We start from the raw sequence: 18,891 nt of genomic DNA, 5'->3' as shown, positions 1-18,891 counted from the left end.
AGTTAGTCGAGCTTGCTCGGCGGGGGCGGCGGTGCGTCGGCAACATCGCCGGCCGGCGGTTGTGGTGCGTCGTGGTCGCTGGCCGGACTTGGGAGGGTCGGTTGGCTTTCCTCTGCCGGCATCAGTTTGTATTCCTTGCCGTTGAGGTTCTTCAGGTAAATCTCCATCTGCCGGAACGAGATGTTGATGTTGTGTTTCTTGAACTCGCGACTGATGAAGCGGTTGATCTCGTCCAGTGCCGGGTTGCGGTCGCCGAGGTCGCGCACGTGCATGCGCAGTTCGTGCTCCAGGGTGCTTTCGCCGAAGTTGAGGAAGTAAACCAGCGGTTCCGGATCTTTCAGTACGCGGGGATTGTCGCGGGCTGCCTTGAGCAGCAAGTCCCTCACCATATCCAGATCGGAATCGTAGTCCACGCCGATTTTCAGCGTGACCCGGGTGACGGTGTCGGTCAGCGACCAGTTGATCAATTGACCTGTGATGAAGGTCTTGTTCGGGACAATGATGTCCTTGCGGTCGAAATCGGTAATGGTGGTCGCACGGATGCGGATCTTGCTCACCGTGCCTGACAGGTTGCCGATGGTGATGGTGTCACCGATGCGTACCGGGCGTTCGAACAGGATCATGATGCCGGAGATGAAGTTGGCGAAGATCTCCTGCATGCCAAAGCCCAGGCCCACTGACAGCGCGGCCACCAACCATTGCAACTTGTCCCAGCTCACGCCGAGGGTCGACAACGTGGTGACAAAGCCGACGCCTGCGATCACGTAGGACAGCAAGGTGGTGGCGGCGTAGGCGCTGCCTTGGGCCAGTTCGAGTTTGGACAGCACCAGCACTTCCAGCAGGCCAGGCAGGTTGCGTGCCAGGGCGAAGGTGATACCGATGATGATCAGTGCGCCGAGCAAGTCGCTCATGCTGATGGGCACCATGCTGATATTGGGCGCGGTACCGCTGGTGTATTCGTAGAGCGTCACGTTGTCGAGGTAGGAGAACACCGAGATCAGGTCCGACCAGACCCAGTACAGCGCCGCGATAAAACCACCGAGCAAGGCCAGGCGGATCAGGCGCATCGACTGTTCGTTGACCTGTTCGATGTCCAGGGTTGGTTCCTCGATCACCACTTCGCCGTCGCCGGCCTCCTTCGCGGCCTGGCGCTTGGCCAATGCGCGGGAGTAGGCCAGGCGCCGCGCGGCAACGCCCAGGCCACGGACGAAGGTGGCCTCGATCACCAGCCAGAACATCAGCAGGTACAGGGTGTTGATCAAGCGGTCGCTGAGCTTGAGGGCGGTGTAGTAATAACCGAAGCACACCGCGATAAACAACGCGATGGGCAGCGCGGTAAACAGCACGCCCACAGCCTTGCGAAACAGCGAGGCTTTTTCATGGGTCGGGCTGATGAGCAGCAAGCGACTCAGCAGCAAGGCCATCAAGGCGTAGCAGGTCAGCACCACGGCGATGCCCAGGACGTCATCCGCCAGCGCCGCCGGTTGATGTTCGGCGATGGCCACCACGGCCACCAGCGCCAGCACCACCAGCCCGAGTCTGCGGATCCAGCCCTGGAGAAATTCGACCTGGGGCTTTTCCCAGCGAAAGTGCAGTTCGGCGACGCCGCCCGGCGCAAGCACCCGGTAGGCGGTATAGAACACCAGCCACGCCTGGGCGATCTGCAGCAGCGCCGCGCCGAGGTTGGCGTTCTGTCCGCGGGCGTCGATTTGCAGGGCGTAGCCGCAGAGGGCCAGGCCGAGTGCAACGGGCATCGCCAGCAGGATATTGACCAGGATGGCAATCGGTGTGTGCCATTGGCTGTCACGTTTGAAGTGGCCGATGTCCAAGTGGATTTTTTTCAGCCGCTCGTACAGGTTGCTGCGTCGCCACAACAAGGCGCCGATCAGCAGGAGCAAGGGCAAAAACAGCAGCGGGCGCTGCGTCAGGCCGTCGTACAGCTCGCTGACGCTGGAAGCCCAGGGCAGGGTGTCGATCTGTTTTTTCAGACGTGAAGGGACGGTTTCCAGCCATTCAGTATCCAGCGGCTTGTTGCTGGGGATCCAGAACATCTGCTCGTCGAGGGTTGCACGCAGGCTGGTGGCGGTACTGAGGAGTTGTTTCTGGTTCAGTTGCAAGGTGATGGATTCGTTGAGCAGCGAACTCAACTCGCGACTCAGGCGCTCCAGCAGGTCGCTGCGGGTCATCGCCAGTTCCAGCAGGGTGCGCCGCAGTTGTGGCGTGACCTGATCTTCTGGCTGATCCTTTAGCAAATTGTCGACGTAGCGGCTAGGCGGGTTGATCAGTTCTCGCTGCTGGTTGACCTCGAACTGATACAGGCGAATGTTGGCGATATCATCCGCCAGATCACGGTCTACCTTCAGCTGTGGCAATGCCTGCTTTTGCTTATAAAGAATCTTCGACAGCAACAGGCTGCCCTGGAGCACGTTGATCTGCTCGTCCAGCGCCGCATCGCTTTGGGTCACGTTGTCCAGCATTTGCTTGGTTTGCAGGTTCTGCTGGGTCAGTTCATTGAGCCGGTCAGTGCCTTTGAGCAGGTAGTCGGAGAGCTTCAGGTTGGCGGCGCTTTCCGTGGCCAGCAGGCTGCTGCCACCGGCTTTCTGCGCTTCGATGGATTGCTGGGTCACCGTCTCCTGGGACTGGGCCAGGCGCTTCTGGTTGATCAGGGTTTGCAGGTCCTGGATTTCCTGTTCCAGGCGGGCGGTTTTTTCCGCCGCCAGATCATGCTGGCTGTTACCCAGGTCTTGCAGCTGGCTGTTGCCCGCCAGTTCCTGGCGACGCAGGGGGATCAGCGCATTGAGCGCCGCCAGTTCGGCATTCAGTTGGTTGCGTTGGTCGCCGCTCAGGGGCTTGCCCTCGTCCTTGCCGGCCTTGAGGGTGTTATTGATCTGCTGGATGCGGGTCTGGCTGCTGCTGATTTCAGTCTGCGCACGCTCCGGACGTGTCTGGGCGGCGATGCTCAGGCTGTTGGCATCGGCCAGTTCTTTCTGCAGGTCGCCTTGCTGGGTGCTGCGCTGCACCAATAGTTGCTCAAGCTGCGGCACCGGCAAGTTGGCATAACGTTGGGCGACCGGAATGACTTTGGTGGCCTTGACCCGGGCCAGTTCACGCTGGTTTTCCGTGGTCTGGCGTGGCGCATCCTGCAGTTGGCGCTTGAGGTCCTCCAGGCGCTGCTGGTAATCCTGCTGGTTACCGAGAAAGGTCAGGGTTTGTTGCAGAATGGTTTGCAGGGCCTTCATTTCTGCGTCAGGCAGCTTACGGTCAGGCAATTTATCCAGGGATTGCTGGACGGCATCCACGCTGGGCGGGTCGGCGGCGTACAGCGGGCTGACACAGAGGCTCAAGCCGAGCAGGGCAGTAGCTAAAAAAGTGCGCAGGATTGTCATAGAGACCGGTCGAACGAGGTGAAAAATAGGGAGCGCCCTGACGTCCAGAAGCGCGTCATCGCTCCGCAGTTTAGAGGAAGAGCCCGGGCCCCGGGCGACTTCCTTCGGGGAATCTGACGCCGACTTTGCCGATCTTGTTCCCGTCCATCATGGCGACCGTCCAAATGGTGTTGTTCCACTCGACCTGGTCGCCCACGATCGGCGCGCCACCGACTTTCTGGGTAATGAACCGGCTCAGCGGCATGTTCGGGTCGATACCGTCGAGCTTCAGCCCGTACAGCGCCGAAACCGCGCCCAGCTGGGCGTCGCCTTCCAACACGAAGTCGCCGAAGAAGCGCAAGTCAAGACCACGCTGGGGTGCCTGGCTGAACAGTTTGCCAAGCGCTCCCAAGTTGTGTTCATGGCCGATCACGCAGAGCAGATCGCCGACTTCCAGCACGGTACTACCCGACGGATGGAGCAGTTGCTGGCCGCGAAACAAGGCGGCGATACGTGTGCCTTCGGGCATTTTCAGCTCACGCAGGGCGGCGCCGATGCACCATTTTTCAGCACCCAGGCGATAAACGAAGAGTTCCCACTCGCTGGTGACGTGGACTTCCAGGGCTGCCCTGGAGATCGGCGCAGGCTCTGGCGGTACCGTCACTTTCAGCCATTTGGCGATCCACGGCAGGCTGGTGCCCTGGACGAGCAACGACACCAGTACGATAAAGAACGCCAGGTTGAAGTACAGCTGGGCATTGGGCAGCCCGGCCATCAGCGGGAACACCGCAAGAATGATCGGCACCGCGCCGCGCAAGCCCACCCAGGCGATAAAGGCTTTTTCCCGACCGTGGAAAGCTTTGAACGGCAGCAGACCGATCATTACCGACAGCGGCCGCGCGAACAGGATCATCCACAGCGCCAGGCCGAGGGCCGGCAGGGCAATCGGCAGCAGGTCGTGGGGCGTTACCAGCAGGCCCAGCACCAGAAACATACCGATCTGCGCGAGCCAGGCCATGCCGTCGAGCATGTGCAGGATACCGTGGCGACTGCGCACGGGACGGTTACCGAGCACCAGGCCGCACAAATACACCGCGAGGAAGCCGCTGCCGTGCAGGGCGTTGGTCAGGGCGAACACGAACAGACCGCCGGCGATCACCAGGATCGGGTACAAGCCGTTGGCCAGATTGATCCGGTTGACCATCTGCAACATCAACCAGCCGCCGCCCAGGCCGAGGATACCGCCGATGCCGAACTCGCGTAGCAGATGCGTCAACAGGCTCCAGTGCAGGCCGGTCTGGCCGCTGGCGAGCATGTCGATCAGGGTGACCGTGAGAAATACCGCCATCGGGTCGTTGCTGCCGGATTCGATTTCCAGGCTCGCGCTTACCCGTTCGTTCAGGCCCTTGCCGCCCAACAACGAGAACACTGCCGCGGCGTCCGTAGAGCCGACGATGGCGCCGATCAGCAGGCCTTGAATCAGGTTGAGATCAAACAGCCAGGCGGCGGCCATGCCGGTGAGACCGGTGGTGATCAGCACCCCGATCGTCGCCAGCGAGAGCGCCGGCCACAGCGCGACGCGGAAACTTGATACCCGGGTGCGCAAACCGCCATCGAGCAGGATCACCGCCAGGGCCAGGTTGCCGACGAGATACGCCGTGGGGTAGTTGTCAAAGATAATGCCGCCGCCGTCGACGCCAGCGAGCATGCCCACGGCCAGGATGATCACCAGGATCGGGATGCCCAGGCGGGACGAAAGGGAACTCACCAGAATGCTCGCACCTACCAGCAACGCGCCGATCAAGAACAGGCTGTTGATGGTTGTCGCATTCAAAGGCAGTACTCCAGAAAGAAAGGCAAGGCGCAGACTGACCATGCAGTCTGCGTGCCAGCGATTCTAACCTGTTGAATTGCGGTGCTGTCAAAAAAGGTTTTTTGCGTAATGGCTGGCAAGGGTGTCCAGTTGGCGGGCGGCCTTCACCCAAAAAACACAGCCTGAACCGCAGAGGATCTGTGGGGATTCAGGAACCAGATTGCATAAATGCAGTCACTAAGGCTCCAAAGCGTGGCCCGACCTTTAAAATCAAGGCTGCGCGCCAGGATACCCCTGGCTTCCAAGGTGAATTTTCTTTATCGTCACCGCCCTTTTAAAAAGCCCGAGAAATCAAAATGTTAGAAACATCTCTCAGCCAGCTGGAACAGCTGGTCAATGACCTGGTGCAGCAAAACCAACACCTGCTGGGCGCCAATGAGTCCCTCAAATCGGAGCTGGCCCTCGCCAAGGACGAGAACGACAGCTTGCAGCTGAGCCTCATGGAACATGAAGAAAAGCAGGGCGCTACAGCCGCGCGGATTCAGGCGTTGGTTGAGCGCGTGAGCGCAGGTCCTGTCAGCGCATGAATCCAGGCACCGAGGGGATAAAGGTCGTTTCGATTCTCGGTGAGGATTACTCGATCAAGGCACCGGACGGGGAAGACAACACCCTGATGAGCGCCGTGACGATGCTCAAGGCGTCCCTGGCCACCACCAAGAAAAAGTACCCGACGCTGATCGGCGACAAACTGCTGGTGCTGGCGGCGCTGAACCTGTGCGCCGAACAGATTGAAATGCAGCAGCGTCACCAGCAGGAGCTCGACCGTTATCAAGAGCAAGTCAGCGCCACGGTCGAGGTGATCGCCAAGGCTATCGGCCAGCCTTAGGGCTAGAACCACTCATCCTGCATCCCCAGGCATGTATCGTCGCGTGCCTCGAGAAGTGCCAGTTCGTGATGGCAGCCCGGTATTTCCCAGGTCAGGAAGTACCGGGCGGCCTGGAGCTTGCCCTTGTAGAAAGCGATATCGCCAGCGTTGCCCTCGAGCAGCCCTTTTTCGGCGCGAATCGCCTGTTCCAGCCAGCGCCAGCCGATCACCGTATGCCCGAACACTTTCAGGTACAGCGCCGAATTGGCCAGGCTGCTGTTGACCTTGCCGTGTGCCAGGTCGGTCAAGAGTCCGAGAGTGACGCTTTGCAAGCGTGCCACTAACTGTTCCAACGGTTCGCGTAACGCGCTGAGCGATGGATATTCCTGGGCCCGTGCGCCGGTTTCGGCGATCAGGCGAATCAGTTGCTTCAAGCCCGAACCGCCATTCTGTGCGAGCTTGCGCCCCAGCAGATCGAGGGACTGGATGCCATGGGTGCCTTCATGGATCGGGTTCAAGCGGTTATCGCGGTAGTACTGCTCAACCGGATATTCACGGGTATAACCGTGGCCACCGAGAATCTGGATCGCCAGCTCGTTGGCCTTCAGGCAAAACTCCGAAGGCCAGGACTTGACGATAGGTGTCAGCAGGTCCAGCAATTCGTGGGCCTGTTGGCGTCCGGCCTCGGTGTCCAGGGTCGTGGTGTCGTCGAACAGCCGCGCGGCGTACAGCCCCAGGTCGAAGGCCCCTTCGACATAGGCTTTTTGCGTCAGCAGCATGCGTTTGATATCGGCGTGCTGGATGATCGACACCGGCGCCGTGTTCGGGTCCTTGCTGTCGGGCAGGCGGCCTTGGGGTCGTTCCCTGGCGTATTCCAGGGAGTAAAGGTAACCGGCATAGCCGAGCATCACCGCGCCCATGCCGACGCCAATCCGGGCCTCGTTCATCATCTGGAACATGCAGGCCAGTCCCTGGTGAGGCTTGCCCACCAGATAACCGACACAGTCGCCGTTATCGCCGAAGTTCAGTGCCGTGGACGTGGTGCCACGCCAGCCCATCTTGTGGAACAGCCCGGCCAGCAGCACGTCGTTGCGCTTGCCGAGAGTGCCATCGTCGTTGACCAGGAACTTGGGCACGATAAACAACGAAATACCCTTCACCCCGGCGGGTGCGTCCGGCAGCTTGGCCAGCACCATGTGCACGATGTTTTCCGACAACGGGTGATCACCGCCGGAAATGAATATCTTGTTGCCCTTGAGTCGATAGGTGCCGTCAGGCGCGGGCTCGGCGCGGGTACGAATATCCGACAACGACGAACCGGCATGGGGTTCGGTCAACGCCATGGTGCCGAAGAAGCGACCTTCGATCATCGGTTGCAGGAAGCGCTGTTTCTGCTCTTCAGTGCCAAAGCTCTCGATCAGATTGGCCGCGCCCATGGTCAGGAACGGGTACGAGGTCGAAGCAGCGTTGGCCGACTGGAAGTGCGCAAAACAGGCCTGGGACAGCAGCGTCGGTAATTGCATGCCACCGACTTCGAAGCTGCGGGCCGCGTTGAGGAAACCCGCTTCGAGGAAGGCATCGACCGCCGGTTTCACTTCTGGAATCAGAATCGCCCGACCGTCTTCAAAGCGCGGCTCGTTCTCATCCCCCTTGCGGTTGTGCGGGGCGAAGAATTTCTCGGCGATGTTGCGAGCGGTGCCGAGGGCGGCGTCGAAGGTTTCGCGGTTGTGCTCGGCAAACCGCTCGCGCTGGGTCAGGCCCTCGGCATCGAGGACTTCGTACAGCTCGAAAGCCAGATTGCGGGAACTGAGCAGCGACTCGGACATGGCGGCTTACCTGTGTGGGAATAGGCCTGAGTCTAAGTGTGCGAATAAAGGCTGGATAGCAAGATTGATCTAAGTGATGGAGGGGCAGAACAGGAGCGCAGAGTTGCAGTGCAGCCAATGTGGGAGCGGGCTTGCTCGCGATAGCGGTGTATCAGACACGCATAAGGTGACTGATCTACCGCTATCGCGAGCAAGCCCGCTCCCACATTTTTTCAGTTAGCCGATGGTCATCAGGCTGGCGTTACCACCCGCTGCAGCGGTGTTCACGCTCAACGCACGCTCGATCACCAGGCGTTCCAGCGCAATGCCGGTTTCACCCGAAGACAGGCCGTGAACCCCGACAATCGCCCCACCACGCTGGGCCACTTGTTGGCAAACCCCACGCAGTTGATCGGAGTCGCCGTGGTGCAAGACCGCGTCGAAGATCACTTCGTCTTTGGTCCAGTCGGCCACACGCTTTATCTTCGCCTGAATTTCCTTCGGCAGACGTGTGAACAGTGCCTTGGTCAAGTCAGATTCCGGCCATACCGCCGAGCTGCCCACGGCCAGTACAGCCGCCAGTTGCGCCAACAGGTCGCCTTCCACGTCCGCCAGGCACAGCACGTGCTCGCGGGGCAGAATGGCGTAGCTGTTACGCTCGCCGGTCGGGCCGGCCAGTTGGCGGGTGATACCGCTTTGCGATTGGGCGGCGAACTGCACGCAGAGGGCGCTCAAGTCGCTGAACTGGTTGCTGTCGGCCCAGGCTTTCAGGGCTGTCAGCGGCTGGCTCATGGCATCCCGCAGGCGTACATCCGGTGCAGCCAAGGTGTCGGCGCGTACGAAGGATTGCTCGATTGCATCGGTAGGACGCGTCGACAACAGTCGGTACAAGTACAGCGGGCCGCCGGCTTTCGGACCGGTACCCGACAAGCCTTCGCCGCCGAATGGCTGCACGCCGACCACGGCACCGACGATGTTACGGTTGACGTAGACGTTGCCGGCATTGACGTTGTCGATCACCTTGGCGATCGTTTCGTCGATACGGGTGTGCACGCCCAGGGTCAGGCCATAGCCGGAAGCGTTGATCTGGCCGATCAACTGGTCGATTTCCTTGCGCTTGTAGCGCACGACGTGGAGTACCGGGCCGAAAATCTCACGTTGCAGCTCGTCGAAGCTCTCCAGCTCGATCAGGGTAGGCATCACGAAGGTGCCGCGCTTGATTTCCTCGCTGTCGGCAATCGCCACCTGGTACACCGTGCGGCCTTTGTCGCGCATGCCTTGGATGTGTTTCTCGATACCGGCCTTGGCGTCGGCGTCGATCACCGGGCCGATGTCCACGGACAAGCGCTCAGGGTTGCCGAGACGGCATTCAGCCATCGCGCCCTTGAGCATTTCGATGACGCGATCAGCAGAATCTTCCTGCAGGCACAGTACGCGTAGGGCCGAGCAGCGTTGACCGGCGCTGTCGAAGGCCGAGGAAACAACGTCGATGACCACTTGTTCGGTGAGTGCCGACGAGTCGACGATCATCGCGTTCTGGCCACCGGTTTCGGCGATCAGCGGGATTGGGCGACCTTGTGCATCCAGGCGGCCGGCGACATTGCGTTGCAGCAGGCGCGCAACTTCGGTGGAGCCAGTGAACATCACGCCCTTGACGCGCTCATCGCCCACCAGGCGGGCACCGACGCTTTCGCCCTGGCCTGGCAGCAGTTGCAGCACGCCTTCAGGAATGCCGGCTTCCAGCAGCAGGCGCACGGCCTGCGCGGCCACCAGCGGAGTCTGCTCGGCAGGTTTGGCCAGTACCGGGTTGCCTGCGGCCAGTGCGGCAGCGACCTGGCCGCTGAAAATGGCCAGCGGGAAGTTCCACGGGCTGATGCAAACAACCGGGCCCAGAGGGCGGTGCGCATCATTGCTGAAATCGTTGCGGGCCTGCACCGCGTAGTAACGCAGGAAGTCCACGGCTTCACGCACTTCGGCGATGGCGTTGGCAAAGGTCTTGCCTGCTTCACGGGCCAGCAGGCCCATGAGTGGCTGGATCTCGCCTTCCATCAAGTCGGCGGCACGTTCCAGGATCGCGGCGCGTTCGGCGGGCGGGGTGGCCTGCCAGATCGGGGCGGCGCTGAGGGCGCACTGGATCGCGTTGTCGACGTCGGCAACAGTCGCTTCCTGTACGTGGCCCACGACATCGCGGTGATCCGAGGGGTTCAGCACTGGCGATGCCACTTCATTGCTGGACTCGCAGCCTAGCATCGGCGCGGCTTTCCAGTTGTTGTGGGCGGTGGCCAGCAAGGCACAGGACAGCGATGCCAGGCGGTGTTCGTTGGCCATGTCGATGCCGGCCGAGTTGGCGCGGTCGCTGCCATACAGGTCACGCGGCAGCGGGATACGCGGGTGCGGCAGGCCGAAACCGCCTTCCAGCGTAGCCATCTGCTCGATGCTGGCCACCGGATCGGCCACCAGCTCCTGGATCGAGATGGATTGGTCGGCGATACGGTTGACGAACGAGGTGTTGGCGCCGTTTTCCAGCAGTCGACGTACCAGGTAGGCCAGCAGTGTTTCGTGGGTGCCGACCGGTGCGTACACGCGACACGGACGGTTCAGCTTGCCTTCGGAGATCTTGCCCACGACTTGTTCGTACAGCGGCTCACCCATGCCGTGCAGGCATTGGAACTCGTACTGACCGGGGTAATAGTTCTGGCCGGCGATGTGATAAATGGCCGACAAGGTGTGGGCGTTGTGCGTGGCGAATTGCGGGTAGATAACTTCCGGTACCGACAGCAGCTTGCGTGCGCAGGCAACGTAGGAAACGTCGGTGTATACCTTGCGGGTGTACACCGGATAGCCTTCCAGGCCTTCGACTTGGGCGCGCTTGATTTCGCTGTCCCAGTACGCGCCTTTTACCAGGCGGATCATCAGGCGGTGACGGCTGCGGCGTGCCAGATCGATCACGTAGTCGATCACATACGGGCAACGCTTCTGATAAGCCTGAATCACGAAGCCGATGCCGTTCCAGCCGATCAATTTCGGCTCGAAGCACAGACGTTCCAGCAGATCCAGGGACAGCTCCAGGCGGTCGGCTTCTTCAGCGTCGATATTCAGGCCGATGTCGTACTGCTTGGCCAGCAGCGTCAGGGACAACAGGCGCGGGTACAGCTCGTCCATCACGCGTTCGTACTGGGCGCGGCTGTAGCGTGGGTGCAGGGCCGACAGTTTGATGGAGATGCCCGGGCCTTCGTAAATGCCGCGACCGTGGGAAGCCTTGCCGATGGAATGGATGGCTTGCTCGTAGGACGCGAGATACTTCTGGGCGTCGTGTTCGGTGAGTGCGGCTTCACCGAGCATGTCGTAGGAATAGCGGAAGCCCTTGGATTCGAATTTGCTGGCGTTGGCCAAGGCTTCAGCGATGGTTTCACCGGTAACGAATTGTTCGCCCATCAGGCGCATGGCCATGTCGACGCCCTTGCGGATCATCGGCTCGCCGCTCTTGCCGATGATGCGGCTCAGGGACGACGTCAGGCCTGCTTCGTTGTGGGTCGCCACCAGTTTGCCGGTCAGCAGCAGGCCCCACGTGGCGGCGTTGACGAACAGCGATGGACTGTTGCCCAGGTGCGGATGCCAGTTGCCGGTGCTGATCTTGTCGCGGATCAACGCATCGCGGGTGCCTTTGTCCGGAATGCGCAACAGCGCTTCGGCCAGGCACATCAGTGCCACGCCTTCCTGGGAGGACAGGGAGAATTCCTGCAGCAGGCCTTGAACAATGCCTGCACGGCCACCGGCGCTCTTCTGATTGCGCAGTTTCTCGGCAATCGAGGCCGCCAGCTTGTTGGTCGCTTCGGCCATTTCGGCGGGCAGGCGAGCCTGCTCGATCAACATCGGCACCACTTCCGGCTCGGGACGGCGGTAAGCGGCGGTGATCGACGCGCGCAGGACCGATTGCGGCAGGATGCTTTCAGCGAACTCCAGGAAGCACTGATGGGCGTGGTCGGCCTGCACCTCACCGGCGTCATCCATATCCTTGCTGGCCGAACCATTGAGCTCGGTCAGGGTTGCGCCACCCTCGAGTTTCTCCAGGTAATTGAAAATCGCCTGCTTGATCAGCCAGTGCGGCGTGCGATCAATGGAGGTCGCGGCCGCCTTGAGGCGTTCGCGGGTTGGGTCATCGAGTTTGACCCCAAGGGTGGTCGTAGCCATATTTTTATCCTCATGGGTGCCACTACTGCGTGGCATCAGCTGGCGGCAAGATTAGCTTCGCGCCGGCACAGGTGCAACCGGGTGCAACCCAATTTGTCGATGAAATTCGCGCTGCTCGTCAGGAAAACGTTGTCGCCCCGCGAAATCGGCAAGGTGCTGGTGCATTTGCTTCTGAATTCGGTTGTTTTTGCTCCGAAAAGGAGCAAAAACAGGCCGTTTGCCGAAAAACATCCTCAGGTGCAACTAAAACTCGCGAAACTGGTTGCACCTTATTTGCTTTGTTGAATAGCATTCGCGCCTAAGGTGCAACCGCCTGCAAGGGCAGGGTTCATCGGCTGATGGCTTTCCTGGGGAAACGTCAGTCATAAATGCGCGGCACGCAACTCCGTCTAACAAGCTACTCTTTTGTGGACGGACTGACAGACCGCCGCTACATAAAAACAAAGCCAGGGCGTAACTCAATGAGCGTAAGTAATCCAACCCTGATCACATTTGTGATCTACATCGCGGCAATGGTGCTGATCGGTCTCATGGCCTATCGCTCCACCAATAACCTTTCCGATTACATTCTCGGTGGTCGCAGCCTCGGCAGCGTCGTCACCGCACTCTCGGCTGGCGCCTCGGATATGAGCGGCTGGTTGTTGATGGGCCTGCCGGGCGCCATCTACATGTCGGGCCTGTCGGAAAGCTGGATCGCCATCGGCCTGATTATCGGTGCATACCTGAACTGGCTGTTCGTCGCCGGTCGCCTGCGGGTGCAGACCGAGCATAACGGCGACGCGCTGACGCTGCCGGACTACTTCTCCAGCCGTTTTGAAGACAAAAGCGGGCTGCTGCGGATTATCTCCGCGGTGGTGATCCTGGTGTTCTTCACCATCTACTGCGCTTCCGGCATCGTTGCGGGTGCGCGTCTGTTTGAAAGCACCTTCGGCATGTCCTACGAGACGGCGCTGTGGGCCGGTGCAGCTGCGACGATTGCCTACACCTTCATCGGTGGTTTCCTGGCAGTGAGCTGGACAGATACCGTGCAAGCCACGCTGATGATCTTCGCGTTGATCCTCACGCCGATCATCGTGTTGCTGGCTACCGGTGGTGTCGACACCACGTTCCTGGCCATTGAAGCCAAGGACCCGACCAGCTTCGACATGCTGAAAAACACCACCTTCATCGGCATTATCTCGCTGATGGGCTGGGGCCTGGGCTACTTCGGCCAGCCGCACATCCTGGCGCGCTTCATGGCGGCGGATTCGGTGAAGTCGATTGCCAAGGCGCGTCGCATCTCCATGGCCTGGATGATCCTGTGCCTGTGCGGGACCGTGGCTGTCGGTTTCTTCGGCATTGCCTACTTCTCGGCGCACCCGGAAGTCGCGGGCCCGGTAACCGAAAACCCTGAGCGGGTATTCATCGAACTGGCGAAGCTTCTCTTCAATCCATGGGTCGCCGGTGTCTTGCTGTCGGCCATCCTGGCTGCCGTAATGAGCACCTTGAGCTGCCAGCTGCTGGTGTGCTCCAGCGCCCTGACCGAAGACTTCTACAAGGCTTTCCTGCGCAAGGGCGCGTCTCAGGTCGAGTTGGTCTGGGTCGGCCGGATCATGGTGTTGCTGGTTGCGTTGATCGCCATCGCCATGGCAGCGAACCCGGAAAACCGTGTACTGGGCCTGGTGAGTTACGCCTGGGCTGGTTTCGGTGCGGCCTTCGGTCCAGTGGTACTGATCTCGGTCCTGTGGAAAGGCATGACCCGCAACGGCGCACTGGCCGGTATCCTGGTCGGCGCGGTCACTGTGATTGTATGGAAGCAGTTCGAGCTGCTGGGTCTGTACGAAATCATTCCGGGCTTCCTGTTCGCCAGCATTGCAATCTACGTCGTGAGCAAGCTGGGTGAGCCTACCGCCGGTATGGTTGAGCGCTTTGCCGCTGCCGAAAAAGACTACAACCTCAACAAGTGAGGCGTGTCGGCCGGCCTTGATCGTCGGTTGAACTGAAAGCGGCCCGCATCCCTGGGATGCCGGGCCGTTTTTTATGGGCTCGATTGCGCTGCTCGCCCGTTCGAGGGTGACGCTGTGCACACCGCCGGGCATCCAGCCCTGCACCTTTACCCCTGTAAAAGGTAAACTCCGCCCCCTGCGCAGGAGCAACCATGAACTATCGTCACGCCTTTCACGCCGGCAACCACGCCGATGTCTTCAAACACCTGACCTTGACCCGCCTCATCGCCCTGATGTCGCGTAAGGAGCAGCCGTTCGCCTATCTCGACACCCATGCCGGGATTGGGCTGTACGACCTGCAGGGCGACCAGGCCAACCGCACCGGTGAGTACCTGGAAGGCATCGCCCGTTTGTGGGGGGAGACGGACCTGCCGGCGCTGACCGCCGATTACCTGCGGGTGCTGCACGAGATGAATCCGGATGGGCAATTGCGCTACTACCCCGGCTCGCCAGAGCTGGCACGGCGCCTGACCCGGCCCCAGGACCGTGTATTGCTTAATGAAAAACACCCGGAAGACGGCGTGTTGCTCAAGGACAACATGAAGGGCGACCGACGGGTCAAGGTCCACCTGGGCGAGGGCTGGCATGTGCCCCGGGCGCTGCTGCCGGTACCGGAAAAACGTGCCCTGATGCTGATTGACCCGCCGTTTGAAAAACTCGATGAGATGCAGCGCTGCGCGGCGTCCCTCAAGGAGGCCGTGGGGCGTATGCGCCAGACCGTTGCCGCGATCTGGTACCCGGTCAAGGACCAGCGCATGTTGCGTCGCTTCTATCAGGACCTGGCCGGCACCGGTGCGCCGAAGTTGCTGCGAGTGGAGTTGCTGGTGCATCCGCTGGACACGCCCAACAGCCTGAACGGCTCCGGCCTGGCGATTGCCAATCCGCCCTGGGGTTTGGAGGAGGAGTTGCGTGAACTGCTGCCGTGGCTGTCCAAGAAGCTTGGTCAGACCCAGGGCGGGTGGCAGATGGACTGGCTGATCGCCGAGTAACGCAGCCTCTACTTGTATAAGCGCTTGTTGTGGCAAAGGGGCTTCTTGTGGCAAAGGGGCTTATTGTGGCGAGGGGGCTTGTCCCCCGTTGGGCCGCGAAGCGGCCCCAAATAGGCCCCACAGTATTTCCAGATAAACCGTGGAGCCTGGTTTAAGGGCCGCTTCGCGACCCAACGGGGGACAAGCCCCCTCGCCACACAAAAACCGCAACACCGCGTCAGATCGGGCAGGTCACGCCTGTGCCGCCGATACCGCAGTAGCCTTGCGGATTCTTCGCCAGGTACTGCTGGTGGTACGCCTCGGCGAAGTACACGGTCGGCGCTTCATCGATTTCCGTGGTGATCTCGCCTAGACCGGCTTTGCTCAGTTCTTGCTGATAAGCCTGTGCACTGGCTTGCGCCGCCGCCAGTTGTTCTGGGGTGGTGGCATAGATCACCGAGCGATACTGGCTGCCGATGTCATTGCCCTGGCGCATGCCCTGGGTCGGGTTGTGCAGTTCCCAGAACATCTTCAGCAGGTCTTCATACTTGACCTTGGCCTGGTCATACACCACCAGCACCACTTCGCTGTGGCCGGTCAGGCCCGAGCAGACTTCTTCATAGGTCGGGTTCGGCGTATAGCCGCCGGCGTAGCCGACTACGGTGCTGACCACGCCGTCGCGCTGCCAGAATTTGCGCTCCGCACCCCAAAAGCAACCCAGGCCGAAGATCGCGAACCCTACGTCATCGAGGAAGGGGCCCAGCAGCGGGTTGCCGTTGACGAAGTGGGTCTGTGGCAGGGCCATCGGGGTTTCACGGCCGGGCAAAGCTTGTTCTTGAGTAGGCAGCACGTTTTTGTTCACCAGAATTTCCGAGCGCAAGACCATGATCAGTCCTCTCAGTCAGATTGAGTAATGTGAGTATTCAGACCGCCAGTGTGCCCGAGTGTTACGGCGATGTCAGGCGATTGGCCCGCGAGGATAGCGTCTGAGCTTGTCCAGCAACTCGGCGCCCGGGATTGGCCGGTCGAACAGGTAGCCCTGGCCGACGTCACAGCGATGGCGGCGCAGGAACGCCAGTTGCGCGGCCGTCTCGATGCCTTCGGCGACGACCTTGAGTTTGAGGTTATGCGCCATGGCGATCACCGCCGAGGTGATTTCCATGTCGTCCTGATTGTCCGGGATTTCATGGATAAAGCTGCGATCGATCTTGATGATATCGATGGGGAATTTCTTCAGGTAACTCAGGGATGAGTAACCGGTGCCAAAGTCGTCCATCGCCAGGGTCAGGCCGAAACTCTTCAACTGGTCCAGTTGCAGGCGCGTGTCTTCGGTTGCCTCCAGCAACAGGCCCTCTGTCAACTCCAGCTCTAACAGATTGGCCGGCAATTGTTCCTCCTTGAGGATGGTGGCGATGGACGCCACCAGGTCCGGATCGGAGAACTGCTTGGGCGACAGGTTGATCGCCACCTGCAAATTGCCCATGCCGGCGGCGCTCAACTGTTTGCTCATGCGGCAGGCCTGGCGTGCGATCCATTTGCCGATGGGGATGATCAGGCCGGTCTCTTCAGCGACGCTGATGAACTGGTCCGGGCGGATCATGCCTTTTTCCGGGTGATTCCAGCGCAACAATGCTTCCATGCCCAGCAGGCGCCCGCTGCGCAGGCACAACTTGGGCTGATAGAACACGTCCAGCTCGTTCTGGGTCAGGGCACGGCGCAGGTTGTTTTCGACGAACAGCTTGTAGCTGGCCTCTGCATTCAACGCCTCGGTAAATACTTGCACCTGATGTTTACCGTTGGCCTTGGCCTTGTGCAGGGCCAGGCCTGCGTTACGCATCAGGGTCTGCGGATCGCGACCGTGCAGCGGCGCGCAGGCCAGGCCCACGGAGCCGGTGACGCTGATCAACTGGTTGTCGACGAACATCGGCTTGTCGAGGGTTGCCAGCAACTGGCTGGCCATCTGCTGGCCGGCCTCAAGGTTGGTATCGTCCAGCAATACCGCGAACTCATTACTGGCAAACCGCGCCAGGCTGCCACCGGCACTGAGGCTGTTGCGCAAGCGTCGGGCCAGGCTGATCAGCAGTTTGTCGCCGGTCTGATGGCCGAGGCTGTCGTTGATCCGCTTGAAGTTGTCGATGTCCACCAGCAGCAGGCTGATGGGAGTGTCACTGTCCCGGGCAAAGCGCTCATCCAGGTTGCGGATAAACGCCGGGCGGTTGCCCAGGTTGGTCAAATTGTCAGTGTAGGCCAGGCGTTCGATACGCTGCTGGGCCAGTTTGGTCTGGGTGATGTCTTCGTAGATGCCGATGTAATGCGTCAGTTCGCGGTTGTCGCCATAGACCTTGGAGATCGACAACTGGCCCCAATAAGGTTCGAGGTTTTTGCGTCGACTTTTGAATTCACCTTGCCAGCTGTTGCTTTTAGCCAGGCTCGAGGGTGCGTCGAACAGCAGTTCGCTGAGGTTCTCCAATGCCGGCAGTTGTGCCAGGCGGTGACCATGGACTTCTTCGGTGCTGTACTGGGTGATCGCCGTAAAGCTGGGGTTAACGTATTCCACTATGCCGTCGCAGTTGACCAGCAAAAAGGCATTGGCGCTTTGCTCCACCGCGCGCTGGAACAAATGCAGGGCGCTGGTGGCGGCACGGCGGTTGTGGTTGTTGATGACCAGGGCAAACTGGTCCGCCAGTTCGCCGGCAAAGGCAATTTCATCCGTCAGCCATTCCCGGGTGCTGCCGCTTTGTTCCAGGCACAGCACGCCGACCACTTGGCCATCGATGCGGATGCTGGCGTCGAGCATGGCGTGGATATCCATGGGACGCAGGCTTTCGACCATGTCCCGGGTGCGCGGATCCCGCATCGCGTTGGTGGCGTCGATGGCCCGACTGGTTTGCAGGGCTTCCAGGTAATCGGGAAAGCCGCTGGCATCGATCGGTTCTGGCAGATGGTGTTGCTGTTTGGCCCGCTGGTAGGCCGAGATGGGCAGCAGGTGCTGGCCTTCCAGGTTCCAGATACTGGCGCAGTCGATCTGGTAAATATCGCAGGCGCTGCGGGTGATCAGTTCGGCAGCTTCTTGCAGGGGGTTGTTGGTGCTGTAGCGTTGCCGGGCCAGGAGCAGGATCAGTTCCTGCTGGGCACGTACTCGCTCCAGGTGTTGCAGTTGTTCCTGTTGCGCGCGCTGGTTGAGCTCCAGGGCGATCTGCAGGCGGCTGTTCTGGTCTTCGAGGTCGATCGCGGGCATCGGCGCCGCGCCGCCGTTGAACAGGCCTTCCACCACCATCAGGTAACCGCGCAGCAAATGGCGATTGTGCTGTTTGTAGGCTTCCCCCAGCTCCAGCACGTTCAGTGGTCCGCCCTGGGTGTGCAGGGTATAGCGCACCAGGTAATGCGGGCTGGCGCTCAGTTGCTGTTGAATGGTGTCATGCAGCTGGTAGCGGACTTGTGGCTCCATCAGGCTGGCATACGGCGAAGCGATCAGCGAACACAGTTCCACTGCGGGTAAACCGAACTGGCGTTCACAATTGGGATCAAGGTACAGCAGGGCCCAGCTTGCCTCATTCAGCCGCTCGAAACGCAGCATACCGAGGCGCGAAGGCACCGGTAATTGCGTCACGACCTCGGACGCCGTTCGGGCGACATCGGGTTGGCTTTTCATGGGGAGACTCGCTTGGAAAAATGCGCTTCGAGCTGGGCTATCGCCCTCTTTACTGCTGTCTGCGGCAAGGTTGCATCATGCAGCACAGACTGACAAGTGAGGATGAAGGCTAAGTGCTATATGGGCTGTATCGGCCGGACATCGGTTTTCTACAATTGGAGTGATGGAAGGTGTCTCTCCGAGCCCGTATGTGTGCCATCGCCCCAGTAGCGGGAGTGCACAGGTTCTGATCATTGAGCAGCAGGCA

11 protein-coding genes are annotated in these 18,891 nt (G+C 60.5%); 5 read left to right on the top strand and 6 right to left on the bottom strand.

The window, feature by feature from the left end; translation table 11 throughout:
- Positions 1–2 precede the first annotated feature (2 nt).
- Entirely contained in the window at positions 3–3,386 is a 3,384-nt protein-coding gene (gene mscK / locus AC6CIA_RS09635; protein ID WP_498311674.1) for a mechanosensitive channel MscK, read from the bottom strand.
- Positions 3,387–3,456: 70 nt separating this feature from the next.
- A complete protein-coding gene (locus AC6CIA_RS09630; protein ID WP_498311673.1) occupies positions 3,457–5,199 on the bottom strand; it encodes a potassium/proton antiporter in 1,743 nt (580 codons plus the stop codon).
- A gap of 335 nt (positions 5,200–5,534) precedes the next feature.
- Here AC6CIA_RS09630 and AC6CIA_RS09625 point away from each other — a divergent pair, with 335 nt between their 5' ends.
- Together AC6CIA_RS09625 and AC6CIA_RS09620 are read left to right on the top strand one after the other, a co-directional pair.
- Positions 5,535–5,765, top strand: coding sequence for a hypothetical protein (locus AC6CIA_RS09625; RefSeq protein WP_498311672.1), 231 nt, complete (start codon positions 5,535–5,537; stop codon positions 5,763–5,765).
- On the top strand, positions 5,762–6,064 hold the full coding sequence (locus AC6CIA_RS09620; RefSeq protein WP_498311671.1) for a cell division protein ZapA: 303 nt from the start codon (positions 5,762–5,764) through the stop codon (positions 6,062–6,064). The genes AC6CIA_RS09625 and AC6CIA_RS09620 overlap by 4 nt, the downstream gene beginning before the upstream one ends.
- A gap of 2 nt (positions 6,065–6,066) precedes the next feature.
- Here the strand turns inward: AC6CIA_RS09620 and AC6CIA_RS09615 are convergent, their stop codons facing one another.
- Together AC6CIA_RS09615 and putA are read right to left on the bottom strand one after the other, a co-directional pair.
- Positions 6,067–7,869: an acyl-CoA dehydrogenase gene (locus AC6CIA_RS09615; RefSeq protein ID WP_498311670.1), complete on the bottom strand. Its 1,803-nt coding sequence runs from the start codon at positions 7,867–7,869 to the stop codon at positions 6,067–6,069.
- 216 nt (positions 7,870–8,085) lie between these two features.
- Positions 8,086–12,039, bottom strand: coding sequence for a trifunctional transcriptional regulator/proline dehydrogenase/L-glutamate gamma-semialdehyde dehydrogenase (gene putA, locus AC6CIA_RS09610; protein ID WP_498311669.1), 3,954 nt, complete (start codon positions 12,037–12,039; stop codon positions 8,086–8,088).
- An 81-nt stretch (positions 12,040–12,120) separates the two neighbouring features.
- On the opposite strand from putA, the gene AC6CIA_RS09605 reads away from it, so the two are divergent.
- The 3 genes from AC6CIA_RS09605 (at position 12,121) to AC6CIA_RS09595 (ending at position 15,013) form a co-directional block, all read left to right on the top strand.
- On the top strand, positions 12,121–12,324 hold the full coding sequence (locus tag AC6CIA_RS09605) for a hypothetical protein (RefSeq protein ID WP_498311668.1): 204 nt from the start codon (positions 12,121–12,123) through the stop codon (positions 12,322–12,324).
- 176 nt (positions 12,325–12,500) lie between these two features.
- A complete protein-coding gene (putP, locus tag AC6CIA_RS09600; RefSeq protein ID WP_498311667.1) occupies positions 12,501–13,985 on the top strand; it encodes a sodium/proline symporter PutP in 1,485 nt (494 codons plus the stop codon).
- A 191-nt stretch (positions 13,986–14,176) separates the two neighbouring features.
- Positions 14,177–15,013, top strand: a complete 837-nt coding sequence (locus AC6CIA_RS09595) for a 23S rRNA (adenine(2030)-N(6))-methyltransferase RlmJ (RefSeq protein ID WP_498311666.1) — start codon at positions 14,177–14,179, stop codon at positions 15,011–15,013.
- Positions 15,014–15,230: 217 nt separating this feature from the next.
- On the opposite strand, the gene msrA is transcribed toward AC6CIA_RS09595, so the two are convergent.
- Together msrA and AC6CIA_RS09585 are read right to left on the bottom strand one after the other, a co-directional pair.
- Positions 15,231–15,878, bottom strand: a complete 648-nt coding sequence (msrA, locus tag AC6CIA_RS09590; protein ID WP_498311665.1) for a peptide-methionine (S)-S-oxide reductase MsrA — start codon at positions 15,876–15,878, stop codon at positions 15,231–15,233.
- Between the two features lie 72 nt (positions 15,879–15,950).
- Positions 15,951–18,644: a putative bifunctional diguanylate cyclase/phosphodiesterase gene (locus AC6CIA_RS09585; RefSeq protein WP_498311664.1), complete on the bottom strand. Its 2,694-nt coding sequence runs from the start codon at positions 18,642–18,644 to the stop codon at positions 15,951–15,953.
- Between the last annotated feature and the right edge of the window lie 247 nt (positions 18,645–18,891).

The sequence above is a fragment of the Pseudomonas sp. GQ91 genome (genome assembly GCF_059758795.1).
Note: the sequence above shows the minus strand (reverse complement) of the source record. Positions and strands in the feature narration are given on the sequence as shown.

Excerpts from the sequence above, each read along its gene's own strand:
- AC6CIA_RS09595 (WP_498311666.1), top strand. The coding sequence starts at position 14,177 with ATGAACTATCGTCACGCCTTTCACGCCGGCAACCACGCCGATGTCTTC.
- AC6CIA_RS09615 (WP_498311670.1), bottom strand. The coding sequence starts at position 7,869 with ATGTCCGAGTCGCTGCTCAGTTCCCGCAATCTGGCTTTCGAGCTGTAC.
- msrA (WP_498311665.1), bottom strand. The coding sequence starts at position 15,878 with ATGGTCTTGCGCTCGGAAATTCTGGTGAACAAAAACGTGCTGCCTACT.
- AC6CIA_RS09625 (WP_498311672.1), top strand. The coding sequence starts at position 5,535 with ATGTTAGAAACATCTCTCAGCCAGCTGGAACAGCTGGTCAATGACCTG.
- putA (WP_498311669.1), bottom strand. The coding sequence starts at position 12,039 with ATGGCTACGACCACCCTTGGGGTCAAACTCGATGACCCAACCCGCGAA.
- mscK (WP_498311674.1), bottom strand. The coding sequence starts at position 3,386 with ATGACAATCCTGCGCACTTTTTTAGCTACTGCCCTGCTCGGCTTGAGC.
- AC6CIA_RS09585 (WP_498311664.1), bottom strand. The coding sequence starts at position 18,644 with ATGAAAAGCCAACCCGATGTCGCCCGAACGGCGTCCGAGGTCGTGACG.
- putP (WP_498311667.1), top strand. The coding sequence starts at position 12,501 with ATGAGCGTAAGTAATCCAACCCTGATCACATTTGTGATCTACATCGCG.
- AC6CIA_RS09620 (WP_498311671.1), top strand. The coding sequence starts at position 5,762 with ATGAATCCAGGCACCGAGGGGATAAAGGTCGTTTCGATTCTCGGTGAG.